At 65.8% G+C, this 15,906-nt stretch carries 20 protein-coding genes; 8 read left to right on the top strand and 12 right to left on the bottom strand.

All coding sequences use genetic code 11. The annotated features are described in order from the left end of the window. Positions 1-77: 77 nt before the first annotated feature. The 3 genes from ACPXYO_RS07580 to ACPXYO_RS07570 form a co-directional block, all read right to left on the bottom strand. Positions 78-929, bottom strand: a complete 852-nt coding sequence (locus tag ACPXYO_RS07580; protein ID WP_423918422.1) for a potassium channel family protein — start codon at positions 927-929, stop codon at positions 78-80. Between the two features lie 81 nt (positions 930-1,010). Next, positions 1,011-1,670, bottom strand: coding sequence for a hypothetical protein (locus tag ACPXYO_RS07575; protein WP_423918420.1), 660 nt, complete (start codon positions 1,668-1,670; stop codon positions 1,011-1,013). A gap of 216 nt (positions 1,671-1,886) precedes the next feature. Beyond that, a complete protein-coding gene (locus ACPXYO_RS07570) occupies positions 1,887-2,141 on the bottom strand; it encodes a hypothetical protein (protein ID WP_420623138.1) in 255 nt (84 codons plus the stop codon). A gap of 190 nt (positions 2,142-2,331) precedes the next feature. Here ACPXYO_RS07570 and ACPXYO_RS07565 point away from each other — a divergent pair, with 190 nt between their 5' ends. After that, positions 2,332-3,084 carry an indole-3-glycerol phosphate synthase TrpC gene (locus ACPXYO_RS07565; RefSeq protein ID WP_423918417.1) on the top strand — a complete coding sequence of 251 codons (753 nt, stop codon included), beginning with the start codon at positions 2,332-2,334 and terminating at the stop codon, positions 3,082-3,084. A gap of 11 nt (positions 3,085-3,095) precedes the next feature. On the opposite strand, the gene ACPXYO_RS07560 is transcribed toward ACPXYO_RS07565, so the two are convergent. Beyond that, a complete protein-coding gene (locus ACPXYO_RS07560; protein WP_423918414.1) occupies positions 3,096-3,284 on the bottom strand; it encodes a hypothetical protein in 189 nt (62 codons plus the stop codon). Positions 3,285-3,398: 114 nt separating this feature from the next. Then, positions 3,399-4,178: a hypothetical protein gene (locus ACPXYO_RS07555; protein ID WP_423918411.1), complete on the bottom strand. Its 780-nt coding sequence runs from the start codon at positions 4,176-4,178 to the stop codon at positions 3,399-3,401. 217 nt (positions 4,179-4,395) lie between these two features. Here ACPXYO_RS07555 and ACPXYO_RS07550 point away from each other — a divergent pair, with 217 nt between their 5' ends. The 5 genes from ACPXYO_RS07550 to ACPXYO_RS07530 all read left to right on the top strand — a co-directional run bounded on the left by ACPXYO_RS07550 (position 4,396) and on the right by ACPXYO_RS07530 (position 8,726). Further along, complete coding sequence (locus ACPXYO_RS07550; RefSeq protein WP_420623134.1) at positions 4,396-4,878, top strand: 2'-5' RNA ligase family protein; 483 nt, start codon at positions 4,396-4,398, stop codon at positions 4,876-4,878. Positions 4,879-5,023: 145 nt separating this feature from the next. Beyond that, positions 5,024-5,524 carry a VOC family protein gene (locus ACPXYO_RS07545; RefSeq protein ID WP_423918408.1) on the top strand — a complete coding sequence of 167 codons (501 nt, stop codon included), beginning with the start codon at positions 5,024-5,026 and terminating at the stop codon, positions 5,522-5,524. 18 nt (positions 5,525-5,542) lie between these two features. Further along, a complete protein-coding gene (locus ACPXYO_RS07540; RefSeq protein WP_423918406.1) occupies positions 5,543-6,667 on the top strand; it encodes an alpha/beta hydrolase family protein in 1,125 nt (374 codons plus the stop codon). A gap of 281 nt (positions 6,668-6,948) precedes the next feature. Next, positions 6,949-7,578 carry a dienelactone hydrolase family protein gene (locus ACPXYO_RS07535; protein ID WP_423918403.1) on the top strand — a complete coding sequence of 210 codons (630 nt, stop codon included), beginning with the start codon at positions 6,949-6,951 and terminating at the stop codon, positions 7,576-7,578. A 23-nt stretch (positions 7,579-7,601) separates the two neighbouring features. Then, positions 7,602-8,726: an acyl-CoA dehydrogenase family protein gene (locus ACPXYO_RS07530; RefSeq protein WP_423918400.1), complete on the top strand. Its 1,125-nt coding sequence runs from the start codon at positions 7,602-7,604 to the stop codon at positions 8,724-8,726. 43 nt (positions 8,727-8,769) lie between these two features. Here ACPXYO_RS07530 and ACPXYO_RS07525 read toward each other — a convergent pair whose 3' ends face one another. Further along, positions 8,770-9,114: a metallopeptidase family protein gene (locus ACPXYO_RS07525; protein ID WP_419552485.1), complete on the bottom strand. Its 345-nt coding sequence runs from the start codon at positions 9,112-9,114 to the stop codon at positions 8,770-8,772. 133 nt (positions 9,115-9,247) lie between these two features. Between ACPXYO_RS07525 and ACPXYO_RS07520 the strand changes: the two genes are divergently transcribed. Further along, positions 9,248-9,859, top strand: coding sequence for an EthD family reductase (locus ACPXYO_RS07520; protein ID WP_423918397.1), 612 nt, complete (start codon positions 9,248-9,250; stop codon positions 9,857-9,859). Between the two features lie 66 nt (positions 9,860-9,925). After that, a complete protein-coding gene (locus tag ACPXYO_RS07515) occupies positions 9,926-11,209 on the top strand; it encodes an MFS transporter (protein ID WP_423918395.1) in 1,284 nt (427 codons plus the stop codon). Positions 11,210-11,231: 22 nt separating this feature from the next. Here the strand turns inward: ACPXYO_RS07515 and ACPXYO_RS07510 are convergent, their stop codons facing one another. From ACPXYO_RS07510 to prfB, 6 genes are all read right to left on the bottom strand, one after another. Beyond that, positions 11,232-12,131: a crotonase/enoyl-CoA hydratase family protein gene (locus tag ACPXYO_RS07510; RefSeq protein ID WP_423918393.1), complete on the bottom strand. Its 900-nt coding sequence runs from the start codon at positions 12,129-12,131 to the stop codon at positions 11,232-11,234. Positions 12,132-12,191: 60 nt separating this feature from the next. Further along, positions 12,192-13,085, bottom strand: a complete 894-nt coding sequence (locus tag ACPXYO_RS07505) for a cell division protein FtsX (RefSeq protein WP_423918391.1) — start codon at positions 13,083-13,085, stop codon at positions 12,192-12,194. Next, entirely contained in the window at positions 13,082-13,816 is a 735-nt protein-coding gene (gene ftsE, locus ACPXYO_RS07500) for a cell division ATP-binding protein FtsE (protein ID WP_423918388.1), read from the bottom strand. The genes ACPXYO_RS07505 and ftsE overlap by 4 nt, the downstream gene beginning before the upstream one ends. 215 nt (positions 13,817-14,031) lie before the next feature. Next, a complete protein-coding gene (locus tag ACPXYO_RS07495; protein ID WP_423918385.1) occupies positions 14,032-14,457 on the bottom strand; it encodes a type II toxin-antitoxin system VapC family toxin in 426 nt (141 codons plus the stop codon). Then, complete coding sequence (locus ACPXYO_RS07490) at positions 14,454-14,708, bottom strand: antitoxin (RefSeq protein WP_419552478.1); 255 nt, start codon at positions 14,706-14,708, stop codon at positions 14,454-14,456. Before ACPXYO_RS07490 ends, ACPXYO_RS07495 begins: the two co-directional genes overlap by 4 nt. Before the next feature lie 56 nt (positions 14,709-14,764). Further along, positions 14,765-15,886: a peptide chain release factor 2 gene (prfB, locus tag ACPXYO_RS07485; protein ID WP_423918743.1), complete on the bottom strand. Its 1,122-nt coding sequence runs from the start codon at positions 15,884-15,886 to the stop codon at positions 14,765-14,767. Between the last annotated feature and the right edge of the window lie 20 nt (positions 15,887-15,906).

The following is a 15,906-nucleotide window of genomic DNA, read 5'->3' as shown; positions in this document are numbered from 1 at the left end:
CAGTCGATTCCGGTGGGCGCCACAGTAGCTATGAACGGATGCGCAATTCAGCATGACGCCGATGGATACTGAGGGTCTTAACGCGAATCCTCAGAGCTGCCGATGAGTCTGTGCAGTGTCTCCACGGCCCGCCGGGCTTGCACATGCTGGCTCTGGCTGAGGCCTTGACTGAGAACGGCCGCCTCGAATTGCGCCAACTGTGCCAAAGCCACGGGTGCCGACGGCAGGCCATCAGTTCTTGTGAACCGTGCCGCCATATTGGCCGTCACGACTCCGAATCCGGTGATTCCGGCCAGCATCAGAACTACGGCGATGGACCTCCCGAGCCACGTCACCGGTGCTACGTCGCCGTAGCCAACTGTGGTGATCGTGGCCGCTCCCCACCAGAGCGACTCGCCGAGCGTGTCAATCTGCCCGCCGCCCGCTCGTTCAACGAGCCAGACCAGTATCGGGGCGACGACAACCACCACGAAGACGACGATGAGGGCATTGCCGCCGCGGAGGCTTCTCCAGGCGCGCCTGCCTCGGCCATGCCACAGGGCCGCGAGAAAGCTCATGCCGGTCGTCAAACGCAAGAGGCGCAGGACGCGTGCGCTACGCAGCACACGCAACGGTCTCACGACCGGAATCAGCGCGAGCACCACGATCGCTACATCGAACCAGTATCGACGGAGGTAACGCGCCGGGGCCATTTCCGTGAGGACGAGGCGGACACCGAGGTCAGCGGCGAAGAAGCCCCAGATTGCCCAGTTCGCAATCTGAACCGCGGTCAAGGCGGACGGACCGACACGGCTCTCCATGAGGAATAGCGGGACGCTGGCGACGGCGGCTGACACGAGCCACGGATCGGTCCAACGAATCCACGCATCATGCTTGCGATCTTGAGCGGAAGCAGCGCTCTCCACTGGTGATGTTTGCTCAACTGACATGTCCGACAGTTTGGCGACCCGCGGGGCGTGGGTGATTGTCCGGCCGCCTCGCCTGATTCTTGGATGTGATCAGAGGACTGGCTACGCCGACCCGATCGCTCGGTCAACTTCGTCTTGGATGTCGGGCCATTCGACTGGTTCGGTGAGTCGATCGAGTGTCGACAGCCCAGCCGTCTTCTGCGATCCGAGCTCATCGTCGAGAGACTGAGTCGCAATCACCCAGAACTTCCAGGATGAAGGGTCGAGGACGTTCTCGTTCGTCGCCGGAACGGGCTCGTGAAGGCAGAACACGTAGACGTCGGCCAGTCGGGCCGGTGGGTCGTGCTCAAACCACTCGTCAGTGACGGCCACCCATGAGTACCTACGGGGGGCGATGTCAAAGCGTGGCGTCGCCGATTCGTTTGGGTTCCACGTTTGACTGCGGCCAGATGCCTTCACCTCAATGCGAATACTGCCGTACGCCAGATCGAAGGCATCCCATTCCCGACGGGGCTCAGCCTCGTCAACCGCCTCGAGCGCCTGGCCGACCAGCCACTCCGCGAACAGCCCCCGGTTCCTGTTGTCAGTGAGGTCGCCGAGCGCCCAGCGCCGGAAACCCTCGATATCCAGTGCCCCAATCGATACCGCACGCGCTTGGGCTGCGCGCAGGCCGGCGTCGAGTTCAGAGGGCTCCCATTCATAGAGGGAATCGAGCTGGGCCGTGACATCAGGACGATTGGAGTCCTCGATTCGTCCCGTCACTTATCTGGGGATGTTCGAGTAAGCAAAGCGATCCAGCGCCACGCAATGCGCGGTAGCCGCGATCACCTTGTGCAATTCTCTGACAGACAGCATCACCCAGACAAAACTAGCTGTGATAACTGGAACGGCGTGGCAGCGCGGTGGCCCATAGGCACGTGTTTCGCTCCCGCAGTTACTCGTGGAGAGGCTCCTCGTCGACATTGAGTTGATGCGGGCTCAGCGCTCGAGCTCGCGGATGGTCTCGAGGAGCGTCGCCGTATCGCGCAGCCAGCTCACGACTCGATCAACGCAGTCCGGGCGGGTCACGTCGAGCAGCAGGGCAGCGACCGCCACGGTGTCACCCGCCTCGTCATCGGCGACCATCGTGGTGGTCGGCCGCAGCCGTGCGTCGGATGCGATGAGCACTCCTGCGGCACGCAGCTCACGGCGCTGCAATTCACCGCCGTCATCATTCAAGAGCTCTTCATCCATGGAACTTGAATATATTTCGATATTTACCGAACACCCAAGCGATTTCTGTCGTACGGGCACTGAGGCCCGGCGAGAACCGCCGCGTCGAGGACTCGCTGGCAGCGCACCGGGGCCCTAGTTCATGTTGCGGCCCGTAGAGTCGCGGGCCAATCTCTTAGGCATTGCCGAGTCGCGGAGTGAGATCGTCCCTATGGCTGCCGACAACGCTGCTGAAGACGATGCCGAGGCGAGTTCGGTGGCGACCGGACATCGATTCGCCGCTGCGCTGCGGGAAAAAGGACTCTCGGTAATCGCCGAGATCAAACGCCGCTCGCCGTCACGCGGGGCGTTGCGGGCCGACGCGGACGCCGCCGATCTTGCGTCCGAGTACAAGGCCGGCGGGGCGGCGTGTCTGTCGGTGCTGACCGAGAGCGAACGGTTCAGCGGCTCCCCCGAGGACTTGCAGGCCGCCAAGGCCGTCACCGGACTGCCGGTCCTGCGCAAGGACTTCCTGCGCACGCTCGACGATGTGCGCGACAGCCACGCCATGGGTGCCGACGCATTGCTCGTCATCCTCGCCGATATCGACCCGTCGCAGCTGCCGCCGATGCAAGAGCTTGCGCTGTCGCTCGGCATTGACGTGCTGACTGAGGTGCGAGACGAGGCCGAGTTCGAAGTGGCAGTCGACGTCGGTGCCTACATGATCGCGATCAACCAGCGGGACAACCCCGAATCAACGAAGTTCACCGTGGACTACGACAAGGCCGTTCGGGTCAGCCGTCGCTTCGAAGGGATCGACGACGGGATCCTGCTGGTGGCGGCGTCAGGCATCGGCGTGCCAGGCGGAACGCCGATGAAGGCAATTGTGGAGGCCGGCTACCACGCTGCGTTGATCGGCGAAGCGCTGGTCACCGCAGACGATCCTCCCGCTCTCCTGCGTGAACTGCTGGCCGACGCCGAATAGCCGAGCCCGGATCAGCCGGGGGCTCCAGGGGTGAGGGCGTCTTGGACGATGCTGTCGGGTGGGACGCCGCCGCCAGGTTCCTCGGTGCCGTCGGCACGGATCAGCAGCCAGCGGGGCTGGTAGCTCACGCCGAACCTCCTCCAAAGGTCGCCGTTCTCGTCGGGTAGGTGCGGCATGTTTCCGACGCCGTACGTGCTCACGCAGCGCGACATCGCAGCTGGGGTATCGCGCCCGGGAATGCCGACAAGGACGAGGTTGTCTCCGTGCTGTGACTTCAGCGCTGCGACCGCAGGCGCTTCCCTCCGGCAATTCGGTCACCACGGCGCCCAGAACCACAGCAGTACGTCCCTGCCGGCCACCGCTTCGATGTCGAAGGTTGTGCCATCCAGCTGTGGTACGGCGAGCGCCAGCACTTGGGCCCGATTTTCGGTCGGCTCGGGTTTCGTGGTGACGTCTTCGGCTTCGCCGCCGGCGTCCGTCTGGGCGTCCTCAGACTCGTCGTCCTCAGAGTCTGGTTCCGTGCCCTCCCCCGGCTCATCGTCGGATGCTTCCGCTGCGTCACCATCTGCCTCGTCGTCAGCCGCGTCGCTTGCGTCGTCCTCTTGGCGGTCCTCATCCTCATCCGTGGCGGGGTCGTAATCAGGATTCTGATCATCACTGGACTCGGCTTCCCGATCATCTGACTCGCCGGCTTCGCCACCGTCATCGCCGTCATCGCTTTCGGCACCGTTCTCATCGACGTCGTCATCGGAACGATCATCCGAATCGTCATCAACCGACTCTTGGCCATCGCCGGTGTCGTCGTCTTCGCGGCCGTCCTCCCCCTGATCATCATCCTCGTGACCATCGTCATCGGAACGATCATCCGAATCGTCATCAACCGACTCTTGGCCATCGCCGGTGTCGTCGTCCTCGCGGCCGTCCTCCCGAGACGAGTCATCGGCGTCGCCGCCTTGCTCATCCTCGTAGCCATCGTCATCGCCGTCGTGACTATCGCCCCCGTCCACGCCGCGTGACTCAAGGTCATCGCCGTCTTCGTCGTGGCGCTCTGCGTCGCTTCCCTCATCAGGGTCGGGTGCCGAGGTGTCGCTCACCGGGGATTCCGTGATCGCTGCGGCCGGCGCGGCTGTGCCCTCGACTACCGTTTGCGGTGTCTCGTCACTGTCGCTGCTGCAGCCAGCCACGAGGCCCGTACTCGCAAAACAGCAGACGACGAGAGTTGTCGCGCGTCGCAGGAGGCGAGTCACGGTTGGGAGCGTAACCCTCCGACAGGCGGCCTCGGATGCCGCAATAGGCCACTAGTTTCACGCCGTGCCGCGCTTGTTCGTCGCCGTGTGGCCGCCCGAATCTGTCGTCGATAAATTGGCTGGGCTTGCTCGACCGGCCGCTCCGGGAGTCAGCTGGACAAAGCCGCACCGTTTGCACATCACATTGCGATTCCTCGGCGAGTGCGACCAGGACGAGACGTGCAGCACCTTGGAGTCGACGACGTTTCCCGCTGCTCAGGTGACGCTTGGTCCCGCTCCAGAACGACTAGGTCGGGGTGTGCTCATGCTGCCTGCCGAGGGCGTCGACGAGCTGGCCGCCTCGGTCATCGAGCCCACCCGGTTCATCGGCGACCCGCCGCCGGACCACCCGTTCGTAGGCCACCTGACCGTGGCACGGTTCCGGCGCCGCCCGCCGCAGGTGGACTGGCCACGGCTCCACGAAGCGTTCGACGTGACCCAGATCAGCCTCGTCGAATCGGCGCCCTGGGGCGAGTACGTGGACGTCGCGACCTTCCCGCTCAAGTGACCTAGACCGCTGCGGGCCGACTTGGCGAATCGGCCTGCAGGAATGTGACAGCCTGAGACCGCGTGTTACGGCAAAGCCAGTGTTCGCGCATCGACACGGCAGAACGCCATCGCTCGCAGAAGGGCCGGTCACAGCAGGGGGAAGCATGGGACTTCATCACGTCGCATACGCAACGAAGGACCTCGAGGCGACGCACCACTTCTATGAGGAGCTCATGGGGTTCCCGCTGGTCCACGCCGAGCAGGACGAGCGCCCAGACCCTGACGGCGGTCCGACGGGCTGGATCAAGCACGTCTTCTATGACATCGGCGACGGGGAGTGCATTGCGTTCTTCCAGATTGCCAACATGGGCGAGCAGGCCGACTTCAGCACTGATCTCAGCAAGTCGGTGGGACTGCCGGTTTGGGTCAACCACGTCGCAGTGCGGGCCACACCGGAAATGCAAGAGACCGTCCGCAACCGCATGACCGGCGCCGGGATGAACCCGCTCATGGACATCGACCATGGCTGGTGCCAGTCGCTCTACTACCTCGACCCGAACGGCATCATGGTCGAGCTGTGTGCGGATACGACCGGCTTCGAACCCGACCCCGAGGGGGCACTTGCGGTGATGCGCGCCCCGGTGCCCACTGACGCCTCGGCCTGAACAAAGGCCAGCCTGCAGATGGCCATCACCCGTGAGTTCGTCGCGCTGCCGAGCGCTAGCGCCCCCCGAGCCGGCGTCGGCGGGCATCCCTGCCAGGGCGTTTACTACCGGCCCGAGGGCCACGAACCTCGCACAGCACTGATCGCAACCCACTACAACATCGATTTCAGCGAGCACTACTTGGCCGAATACATCGCCGAGCGCGGGCTAGGATTCCTCGGCTGGAACACCCGCTTCCGGGGTGCCGAGCCGTACTTCCTGGCCGATCTGGCACTCGCGGACATCGATGTCGGGGTCCGATGGCTGCGCGGCCAAGGCGTCGATTGCGTTGTGCTGCTAGGCAACAGCGGCGGGGGCTCGCTCATGGCCACCTATCAAGCCCAGGCCACCGCACCCAACTTGGTTCCCGAGTACAGCCGGCGAAGTCTCAGCCCGGCGATCGACGATATGGCGGGGGGTAACCTCTACGTCTCCATCGTGGCGCACACCGGCCGCGCTGAAGTGCTGACGAACTGGATGGACCCATCGGTCACCGACGAGAACGATCCCCTCAGCGTCGACCTAAACCTTGACCCCTACGCCGCGGACCGGCAGCCCCCGTTTGATCCTGAGTTCATTGGTGCGTACCGGAGCGCGCAGCGTGCGCGCAACGCCCGCATCACCGCGTGGTGCAAAGACGAGCTGGATCGACTGGCTGCTGCGGGACACCGCGAGCGCCTGTTCGTGGTCCCGCGACTGTGGGCCGACCTGCGCATGCTCGACGGCTCGATCGACCCCAGCCAGCGAAGCGTGCCCGATTGCTACCTCGGCGATCCGCGCCGTGCCAACTACGGGATCTTCGGTGTCGGCACGGTCAGCTCCCTGCGGACCTGGTTGTCGATGTGGAGCCTCAGCGACTCGCAGTGCAGCACCGATCAGGCGCAGCACATCACGCTGCCGGCGATCGTCATCGACGCTGACGCCGACACGGGCATCTTCACCTCCGACACGGCCAAGATCGTCGACGCGCTACGCGGCCGACCCGGTGCGCCCGACGCGCCGGTGCACAGCATCGCCGGCGACCATTACCTGCGGCAGCCTTCAGGCGCGCGGGCCGAGGCAGCCGATCTGATCACCGACTGGGTGCGCACCCACACCGCTTAGAGTCTGAACGGATTGGCGGCGAAGTCGGGCAGCCCCGCCGTTCTCGACTTTGGGCAGAAATGCCGCGACAGGCGGCAATATTGCGCAGAGAATTGCTTGGCGTCGGACTTTGCGCAGAAATGCCGCCACAGGCGGCAAATTTGCACAAAGAACGCTCGACGGCAGCTTTCCGAGACGTCACCTCTCCACGCGGCCGCTTAGGCTGCGGCCCGCCCGCCACAGGCACCGACTGGTGCGTCCGCGTTGGCGGAACGCAGGTCGCAGTCCCGAGGAGCAGCGACATGCCGCAGCAGAGCTACTCCACCACGGTCACCGAAATCGACCTGACGACTGCCGACGGCACCATGAACTGCCAAGTGATCACGCCCGAGCGGGACGGGACGCTGCGAGCCGTAATCGTGTACATGCCGGCGTCGGGCATTCGCTCCGAGCTCGTTGGCATCGCCGAGCGCATTGCCTCAGCGGGCCACGTTGTCGTGCTGCCGAACTCGTTCTACCGGCTGGCTCGACACGTCGACATCGACGCCAGAACGGTCGGCGGTGTCGGCTACTGCATGGGCGGGCGGCTCGCGATGGCCTCTGCCGGGGCCTACCCGGACCGCTTCGCCGCTGCCGCATCGCTGTACGGGGCGGGCATTGTGACTGACGAATACGACTCGCCGCACTTGCGGCTTGGAGAGGTGGCAGGCGAGCTGTATTTCGGCCTCGCCGAGAACGACATCTACGTCAGTGAAGAAGAGACCGCTGCGCTGAAGGCCCACCTGCCCTCGATCGACGTGCGGCACGCCGTCGAGACGTATCCCGGCACCGAGCACGGCTTCGTCTTCCCAGAGCGCTATTGCTTCTCGCCCGAGGGCGCCGAGTTGCACTACCAGCGGCTGGCAGACCTCTTCGCCCGCACGCTCGGCTGATCCCGGTCCGGAGTCTCTTGCCGATGCCTGACTTCCTCGACTCGCAGCACACCGAGGTCCTACGCACGGTCGAGCGCCTTGCCGACGAGTTGGCGGCGCTTGCGGCACGGGTTGACGCGGAGGATCTCGGCCCGGCGACCCGGCAGGCATCCAAGGCGGCGGGCGTGTTCGGCATGACCCAGCCAGCGGCCTTCGGCGGCACTGAAGCGGGAGCGCTGGCGCTGACCATCGTGCGCGACACGCTCGGCAGCCGCAATGTGGGTCACTTGCCAGGAATACTCGGCCCGTCACCGGGAGTGCTCGCCAACGTCGGCGAGCCAGTGCGCACCCAGTTCCTGCTGCCGTACTTGGCTGGAGAGCTACGCAGCGGCTTCGGCTTCACCGAGCCCGCCGACGCCCCCCGCCACACCTGGGCAGTACATGACGGGGACGACCTGGTGATCAACGGCCAGAAGTCGTACGTCACCGGCGGGGCCGACGCCGCCTTCATCAATGCGCTCGTCGAGATCTCCGGGACCGGGCCGGCAATGGTGCTCATTGAGACTGACAGGCCTGGCGTGACGCTGACCAAGCGGTTCGGGACGCTCGATGGCAGCCACCACGCCGCGTTCACGTTCTCCGATGTTCGGGTGCCGGCAACGCACGTCATCGGCGAGGCCGGACGCGGGCTCGGCAGAGCGCTGAGCCAGATCAACGCCACACGGCTATCGATTGCAGCCGACTGCGTCGGCCAGAGCCGGTTCGCCATCGACCTGGTCGAGCAGTCGCTCGCAGAACGATCGGCGCGGCGCAGCGATGGGGATACCCCGGCGCGGACCGGGACCGATGTCGAGAGGGTCAACCTTGGCGACATGCGCATCGCCGCCTACGCAGCCCGCAGTGCGCTCTACCGCACGGCGCGTCTGGTCGATGCCGGCGAGAACGCCGTCAATGAGGTCATGGCAGCCAAATCGCTCGCGACCGAGACGCTGAGCCGGGTCTGCGATGATGCGATTCAGCTCGTCGGCGGAACGGCGCTCGTCGACGGCCACCCACTTGCCGGCATCCTGCGACGGGTACGGGCGATGCGACTCGCTGAAGGTCCTACTGAGGTGCTTGCTGCGAACGTTGCGCGGGGCCGGTTGGATCTCGGCCTCGGCCGCATCTGAGGTCGCCGAGCGGGAGCGTTCTGGAGCGGCAACGCGACCGAGGTCAGTCCCAGCCGAGTTCGTGCAGCCGGTCGTCGTCGATGCCGAAGTGGTGCGCGATCTCGTGCACCACCGTCACCAGCACCTCTTCGACGGCCTCATCGGCCGTCTCGCACATCTCCAGGATCGGCAGCCGGTAGATGACGATGCTGTCAGGCATGGCCAGCCCGCCATAGTCGTGGCGCTCTGTCAGCGGGATGCCCTCATAGACGCCGAGCAGATCGGGATCGTCTCCGCGGTCCTCAACGAAGATCGCGACGTTGTCCATGAGCGAGCGCAGCGCGTCGGGGATGTCTTCGAGGGCCTCCTCGACCAGCTCAGCGAACCTCGCCTCGTCCATCTCGAGCACGCCCCCATCCTGCCGGACTCCGCAGCCAAAGCAGTGTGTTGCGCGGCGATCGAGGGCCAACATCGGGTTGGGCAGTGCCCGGGGGTCAGCACTGCGTTGCGCTGTGTTTGATGCTCGGCACTAACGTGCTGGCGTGCTTGAGCTCGTCGTCACTGGCAACGATCCGGACGCCGCATCCGAGGTAGCGGCCAACGTCAACGGGGTCTGCTACGCGGCCGATCCGGACGACCGCCGCGACTTCCCGTTCCGCACGCTGGTGCGGGCCATGACCGACTCCCCCGACGCGCTCGCGCGCGCTGCGACAATCGGCACGTACCTGGGTTTCTCACGCATCATCCGCGAGCGCCCCTTGGGGGCCGACCCAGGCGCGGCGTCACCAGGCTTGACGGCGATCTTTCCCATGGTCCACCACCCTGACCTGACCCACATGCAGGGCGACAACCACTGGCGCGACACCCACGCCCCGCTTGCGCTGAGGCATCACCCGGGCATGTGGGACTACACCCAGCTCAGCGTCGTCGCCACGCTCAACGGCCCGCCCTACGACGGCTTCGCCCTGGTCTCGTTCGCTTCGCTCGAAGACCTGCGCGAGCGATTCTTCGGTGACGACCACGACCGGGACGTCATCCGCGCCGACGTCGCGAAGTTTGCAGACATGCAGCGTTCGCCCCGCCGGGTGATCACCACCGAGACGATCTACCACCAGCGTCCCCCGGTCCCCGCCGTGACCTGGCCGCACGACTAGGCCGCACGCCGCGCCGCTCACAGGATTGCGCCTGTCTGACGCCATGAGCCATACGGCGAGCTGACCTTGACGACCGCTGCCCATACCGAATCGTTCAGCCGCGCACGGCGAATCGCCACGCTGCTGACGTTGGCGGCAGCGGCGGCAGTGTCGCAGTCGTTCGGCCGCTTCACCTACTCGCTGCTGTTCGCAGACCTGCGAGACGGGTTCAGCCTGTCCAACACCGTCGCAGGCGCGCTCGGTTCGCTGAACCTGCTGCTGTACGTCGGGGGCTCGCTGGTGGTCGCAGTGACGGTCGGACGCACGGGCCTGAGCGGAGCCGTTCGGATCGGCCTGGCAGGCAACGTGGTCGGCTTGGCGTTGCTGGCATGGAGCCCGAACGTGGGAGTCGCGGCCTTTGCACTCGCGCTGACGGGCTTCTGCGCGGCCGGCGTGTGGGTGGGCACGCCCGGGCTCGCAGCCGAGCTGCTGGGGCCCGAACGCAGGGGTGCCGCCGCTGGCTGGATGACCGGCGGCGTCGGCAGCGGCATGGTCGCAGCGGCCGCCATCGATGCACTCCTGAGCGATCCGGCCAGCGCCGGCTCGACCGAGGCCGTGCTCGCCACTACAGACCTCAGTCATCCGCGCAACGTGTACCGGATCGAATTCGTCATTGGCGCGGTGGTGCTGGTGGCCCTCGCTATCGCCGTGCGCAGGTGGTCGCGCACACCTGGCCGCACGGGTTTCGGCGGCGCCCGCGCCGCGCTCGGCAAGGTGCCCCAAGCCGGAAGGCTGATCGCCGCCTACACGCTGCACGCCTTCGTCGTGACGACGGTGCTCACGTTCATCGTGAGCCACCTCGAGAGCTACGCAGACCTCTTCGACGCGAGGGGCGCTGCGATCGCCTTCTCGTCCATCGGCATCGGCAGCATCGCCGGCGGTCCGATCTTCGGCCGCATGGCCGACCGACTCGGCAGACGACGCACGGTCACCATCGGCTTTGGCGTCTCGCTGGTCTCGATCATCACCTTGACGGCATACCCAGTGCTCGCGCTCGGGGGGCCGGCGGTCGCATGGGCGTCGGCATTCGTGTTCGGCACCGCCTTCACCGGCATCATCGCTTCCATCGCCGCCCGCGTCAGCGACAACCTCGCCGGCGACGAGTTCGGTGCTGCCTACGGGGTTGCGACGATCCTGTTCGGCTTCGGCCTAGCGGCAGGGCCGCAGATCGGCGGCCTGCTCGCCGACTGGTTCGACAGCTTCGGGCCCGCCTTCGGACTCGCGGTCGCTGCCTGCGTCGTAGGCATCCTGCTCACCGGCTGGGGCGACGACCCAGCGCCCTCGGCGGGATCCGGGGCCCGGCCCGCTTGACGCTGGGCCAGCTGAATTGGGGCTAGCTGAATTCGGGCTCGTCCCACCACGGGACGTACTCGGGCAGGTCCTGGCTCGGACGAAGCGTGAACTCGGGAGGTCGCTTCTCGAGAAAGGACGCCACACCTTCATGCGCGTCCGCGCCTCGCCCGAGGTGGTAGATCCCCCGCGAGTCGATCTTGTGGGCCTCCATTGGATGGTCGGCAGCCAGCATGCGCCACAGCATGTGGCGGATCACCGTCACCGAGATCGCCGAGGTGTTCTCGGCAATGTCGGCAGCGATGGCTCGGGCTGCGGGCAGCAGATAGTCGGGCTCGTGCAGGCTGCGTACGAGCCCACCTTCGAGAGCTTCGGCTGCATCGAAGACGCGGCCGCTGAAACACCACTCCAACGCACGCGACAGCCCGACCACGCGCGGCAAGAAGTACGACGAGCAGGCCTCGGGCACCAGTCCCCGCCGGGCGAACACGAACCCGATGCGCGCCTTGGTCGACGCCAGCCGGATGTCCATCGGCAGCGTCATCGTGACTCCCACGCCTACGGCGGGGCCGTTGATTGCCGCGATAAGCGGCTTGTTGCACTCGTACAGGCGCAACGCGAGCAGCCCGCCGCCATCACGCATCCACGACAGATCGTCGCTCTCGCGTCGCTCTGCGGCCCGTTCGGCCTTCTGCTCATCGGTCTGATTGTCGAAATCGAAGGCGGCGGAGCCCCCACCGAGATCCGCACCGGCGCAATAGCCGCGGCCGGCGCCGGTGAAGATCACTGCCCGAACGTCGTCGTCGGCGTCAACGAGGTCAATGGCGTCCATGACATCGCAGAGCATCTGGCTGTTGAACGCGTTCAGTCGCTCCGGCCGGTTGAGAGTGATGGTGGCCACGTGGTCGTCAACCTCGTACAGGATCGTCTCAAACTCCGGCATGGGGCCTCCGCGGGTCGTAGCGCTTCATGTCCGCCGCCTGATGCCACGGCCCCGGTGTTTCTACACGTCGAGGAAGCGACTCGCTGCAAAGGCGGAGCCGAGCATGCCCACGAGCACGCCGGCGATCACGGTGACGAACACCACGGTCGTGAACTGGTTGGACGTCACCACGAACGACCTGAAGAACGCCAGGATCTCCGAGCGAGAGAACAGCCCCTCGACATGGCCGCGCAATGCGCCTGCCGCAATGGCTCCGATGATGCCGCCGATGAGGCCGTGCAGCATGCCTTCGAGCATGAACGGGAACCGGATGAAGCTGTTCGTGGCACCGACCAGCTTCATGACCTCGATCTCGCGGCGGCGGGCGAACATGGCCACCCGGATCGAGTTGAAGATCAGCATGACGCTGGCACCCGACAGCACGATCGACAGCAGCAGCACAATGCCCTGGAACGACGTGAACCACGTCCGGATGGCGTCGACCTCTTCACGCCCGGTCTGGACGGACAGGACGCCAGGGCGCTGGCGGAATTGCGCAGCGAGGGACTCGATCAGCTCTGACTCGACTGATCGGGGCACCACCCGGTAGGACGCGGGCAGCGCCTCGGGCGACACCTGAGCGAGCAGCTCGGGCTGGTCGGCCATCTGCTGGGACACGAGCGCGTAGGCCTCATCGGCGCTGAAGAACTCGATGCGGTCGATCTCAGGGTGCGACTGCAACTCGATGCCGAGTGCGTCGATCTGGGTGGGATCGATCTGCGGGTTCAAGAACACCTCGAACTGGACGCCGCCCTCCCAGCGGTCGAGCGCGTTTCCGCTGGCGTAGCCCGCCATGAGCCCCATGCCCACCAGCATCACGCCGACAGCTACGGTGAGAATCGCAGCGAACGTCAGCGTGAGGTTGCGCCGGATGTTGGTCCAAGTCTCCCGCGCGAAGTAGCGGATCCGGCTCACGGATCCACCCATTCGGGGGGCCGGGAGGCGACAGCCTCCAGCGACTCCGTCTCGCTGCCGTACGCGCCCCGCTGCTCGTCGCGCACCAGCTCGCCGTGCCGCAGCGCCACTACCCGGCGCCGCATGCGGTCCACGATCGTCTGATCGTGGGTTGCCATGACCACAGTTGTGCCGGTGCGATTGATCCGGTCCAGCAGCGAGGTGAGCTCCTCAGAGGTGTCAGGGTCGAGGTTTCCGGTGGGCTCGTCTGCGAGCAGGATGAGCGGCCGGTTCACGAACGCACGGGCAACGCTCACGCGCTGCTGCTCGCCACCCGACAGCTCGTCAGGAAAACGCTTGTGCTTGTCCTCCAGCCCGACCAGCTCCAAGATGGCTGGGACCTGCGTGCGGATGACGCTCTCAGGACGGCCGATGACCTCGAGCGCGAACGCCACGTTCTCGTAGACGGTCTTGTTGGGCAGCAGCTTGAAGTCCTGGAAGACCGAGCCGATGTTTCGCCGCAAGTAGGGCACGCGCCAGCTGGTCAGCTTCGACAGGTCCTTTCCGGCCACGTGGATGTTGCCGTCGGTGACCTTCTCCTCACAGGTCATGAGGCGCAGCATCGTGGACTTGCCCGACCCGGACGGCCCGACCAGGAAGATGAATTCGCCCTTCTCGATATTGAGGGTCACGCCGTTGACCGCTCGCGTCTGGCCCTTGTAGATCTTCGTGACGTTGTCGAAGCGGATCATGCGCGCCTTCGGGCTGTGCGGTCGGGTCGAGACTCCGGCATCACTGTGTCGGTTATTTCCGGGATTGGATTACAGCAGATCTGGATGAGATTGAGCTGAGTCCTACGGTACGCCAGCGTCCTTGTGAAACCCGTTCACCGCCTGCGGCCCGCACACAGCTGCGGTGTCGAAACCGCAGCCGGCGGCGCCTAGTGCAGTCGGTTCCTACGCCACCCTCAGGACGGCGCTTCGAGTCGGATGCCTTCGAAGCGATTGAAGCCGCGATCGAACGAGACGATCTCGCAGCGATGCTCAATCGCCAGCGCTGCAAGATGCGCGTCGTTGACGAGGTTCCCGCCGGACCCTGACGACGCCAGCAGCTCCGAGACGATGCCGAGGTGCCGAGCCGTGGGTTCGACGACAACGCCGGCTGGCTGAGCGATCCACTCCCGTGCCTGTGCGATGGCTTCCGCTGGTGTCAAGGGCTGAGAGAAGACGCCTCGGTGAGTGGACACGCGGACGAACGCCAACAACGCCAGCCATGCGAAAGCAACCGTCGCACCGCCGTTCAATGCCCAATCGAGCCAACGCCTCGATTCGCGGTGACGGTCGGCGTCCTCGTTGACGGCATACAGCAGGACGTTCGCATCGACGAGCTTCACGAACCGGTTTCCATTCGCCGGGCCAACTCGGTGTCTTCGAGCTGCCCCGCAAGCTGAAGCGCCTTGGTCAAATCGACTTGCGGCGGGCCCAACGAGCGCGTCTGGGTGGCGAACGGTCGCCGGCTCGCACCCTTCGGACCGGCCTCACGCAGCAAATCGTTGAGTGCCTGCTTGAACGAGACCTTGCGCTCGGACATGCGGCGCCGGATGATCTGCTCTGCATCGGTATCGAGTGTCACCGTGGTCCTCATGTTGACAGCATAGCATCACCTATTTTGATGCTCTGCTGTCAATGCCTTCGGCGGCGTCAAGCCCCGCCGTCTGCGCCTCGTTGGGAGCGCTGCCAGCGCAGGTATGCCTCCATCAGGCCGTTCAAGTCGCCATCGAGCACGGCGTCGACATTGCCGACCTCGACGTTGGTCCGCAGGTCCTTGACCTGCTGGTACGGGTGCAGCACGTACGAGCGGATCTGGCTGCCCCAGGCCACGTCGCGCTGTTCGCCCGCCAGTGCTGCTACTTCCGCCTCGCGTTCGGATCGCTGCAGGTCGGCGAGCTTGGCGGCGAGCATCTGCATTGCCCGGTCTTTGTTCTGGTGCTGGCTGCGCTCGTTCTGGCACGCCACGACGATGCCCGTGGGCAAGTGCGTGATGCGAACGGCCGAGTCGGTGACGTTGACGTGCTGGCCGCCGGCCCCCGACGACCGGTACGTGTCAATGCGCAGATCGCCCTCGTCGATGGGGACCTCGTCGGAGACCTCTTCGAAGAACGGGACGACCTTCAGCGAGGCGAACGCCGTGTGGCGGCGGGACTGCGCATCGAACGGAGAGATGCGCACCAGACGATGCACGCCTCGTTCGGCTGCAAGGAACCCGAAGGCATGGCGCCCCTTGACGAGAAAGGTTGCCGAGCTGATCCCAGCCTCTCCCCCGTCGGTCGCCTCGGTCAGCTCGACGGAGAAGTCGTTGCGCTCGGCCCAGCGCTGGTACATGCGCAGCAGCATCTCGGCCCAGTCGCAGGCGTCGGTGCCCCCGGCACCCGAATTGATCTCGCACACGGCGTCGTTCTCATCGTGCTCGCCGCTGAACAGCGCCATGAGCTCGATGTCTGCGAGCCGGCGTTCGGCGGCTTCGACGGCCTCTTCGATCTCGGGCAGCAGCTCGGCGCCGTCCTCCTCGGCCGCCAGCTCGGCGAGCGCTGTGGCGTCGTCCACTTCTGCGCGTGCCCGCTCCCAGCGCTCGATGTCGTCGCGCACGCGTGACAGCCGGGTGGTGACTGCACGAGCACGGTCGGGGTCATCCCACAGCGACGGCTCTGACGCCTCGGCCTCCAGCCCGTTCGCCACCGCACGGGCCTCGTCGATCCCCAGGTACTGATGCGCCTCGGACACGCGCCGGACCAGATCAGCCAACGCGTCGGCATAGTCGCTCAAGGATCGGCTCACGTTGGCGC

It is taken from the genome of Candidatus Poriferisodalis sp., assembly GCF_965237655.1.
Classification (GTDB): Bacteria; Actinomycetota; Acidimicrobiia; order Acidimicrobiales; family Poriferisodalaceae; genus Poriferisodalis.
The sequence above is the reverse complement of the archived record's forward strand: the minus strand, read 5'-3'. Positions and strand labels throughout refer to the sequence as shown.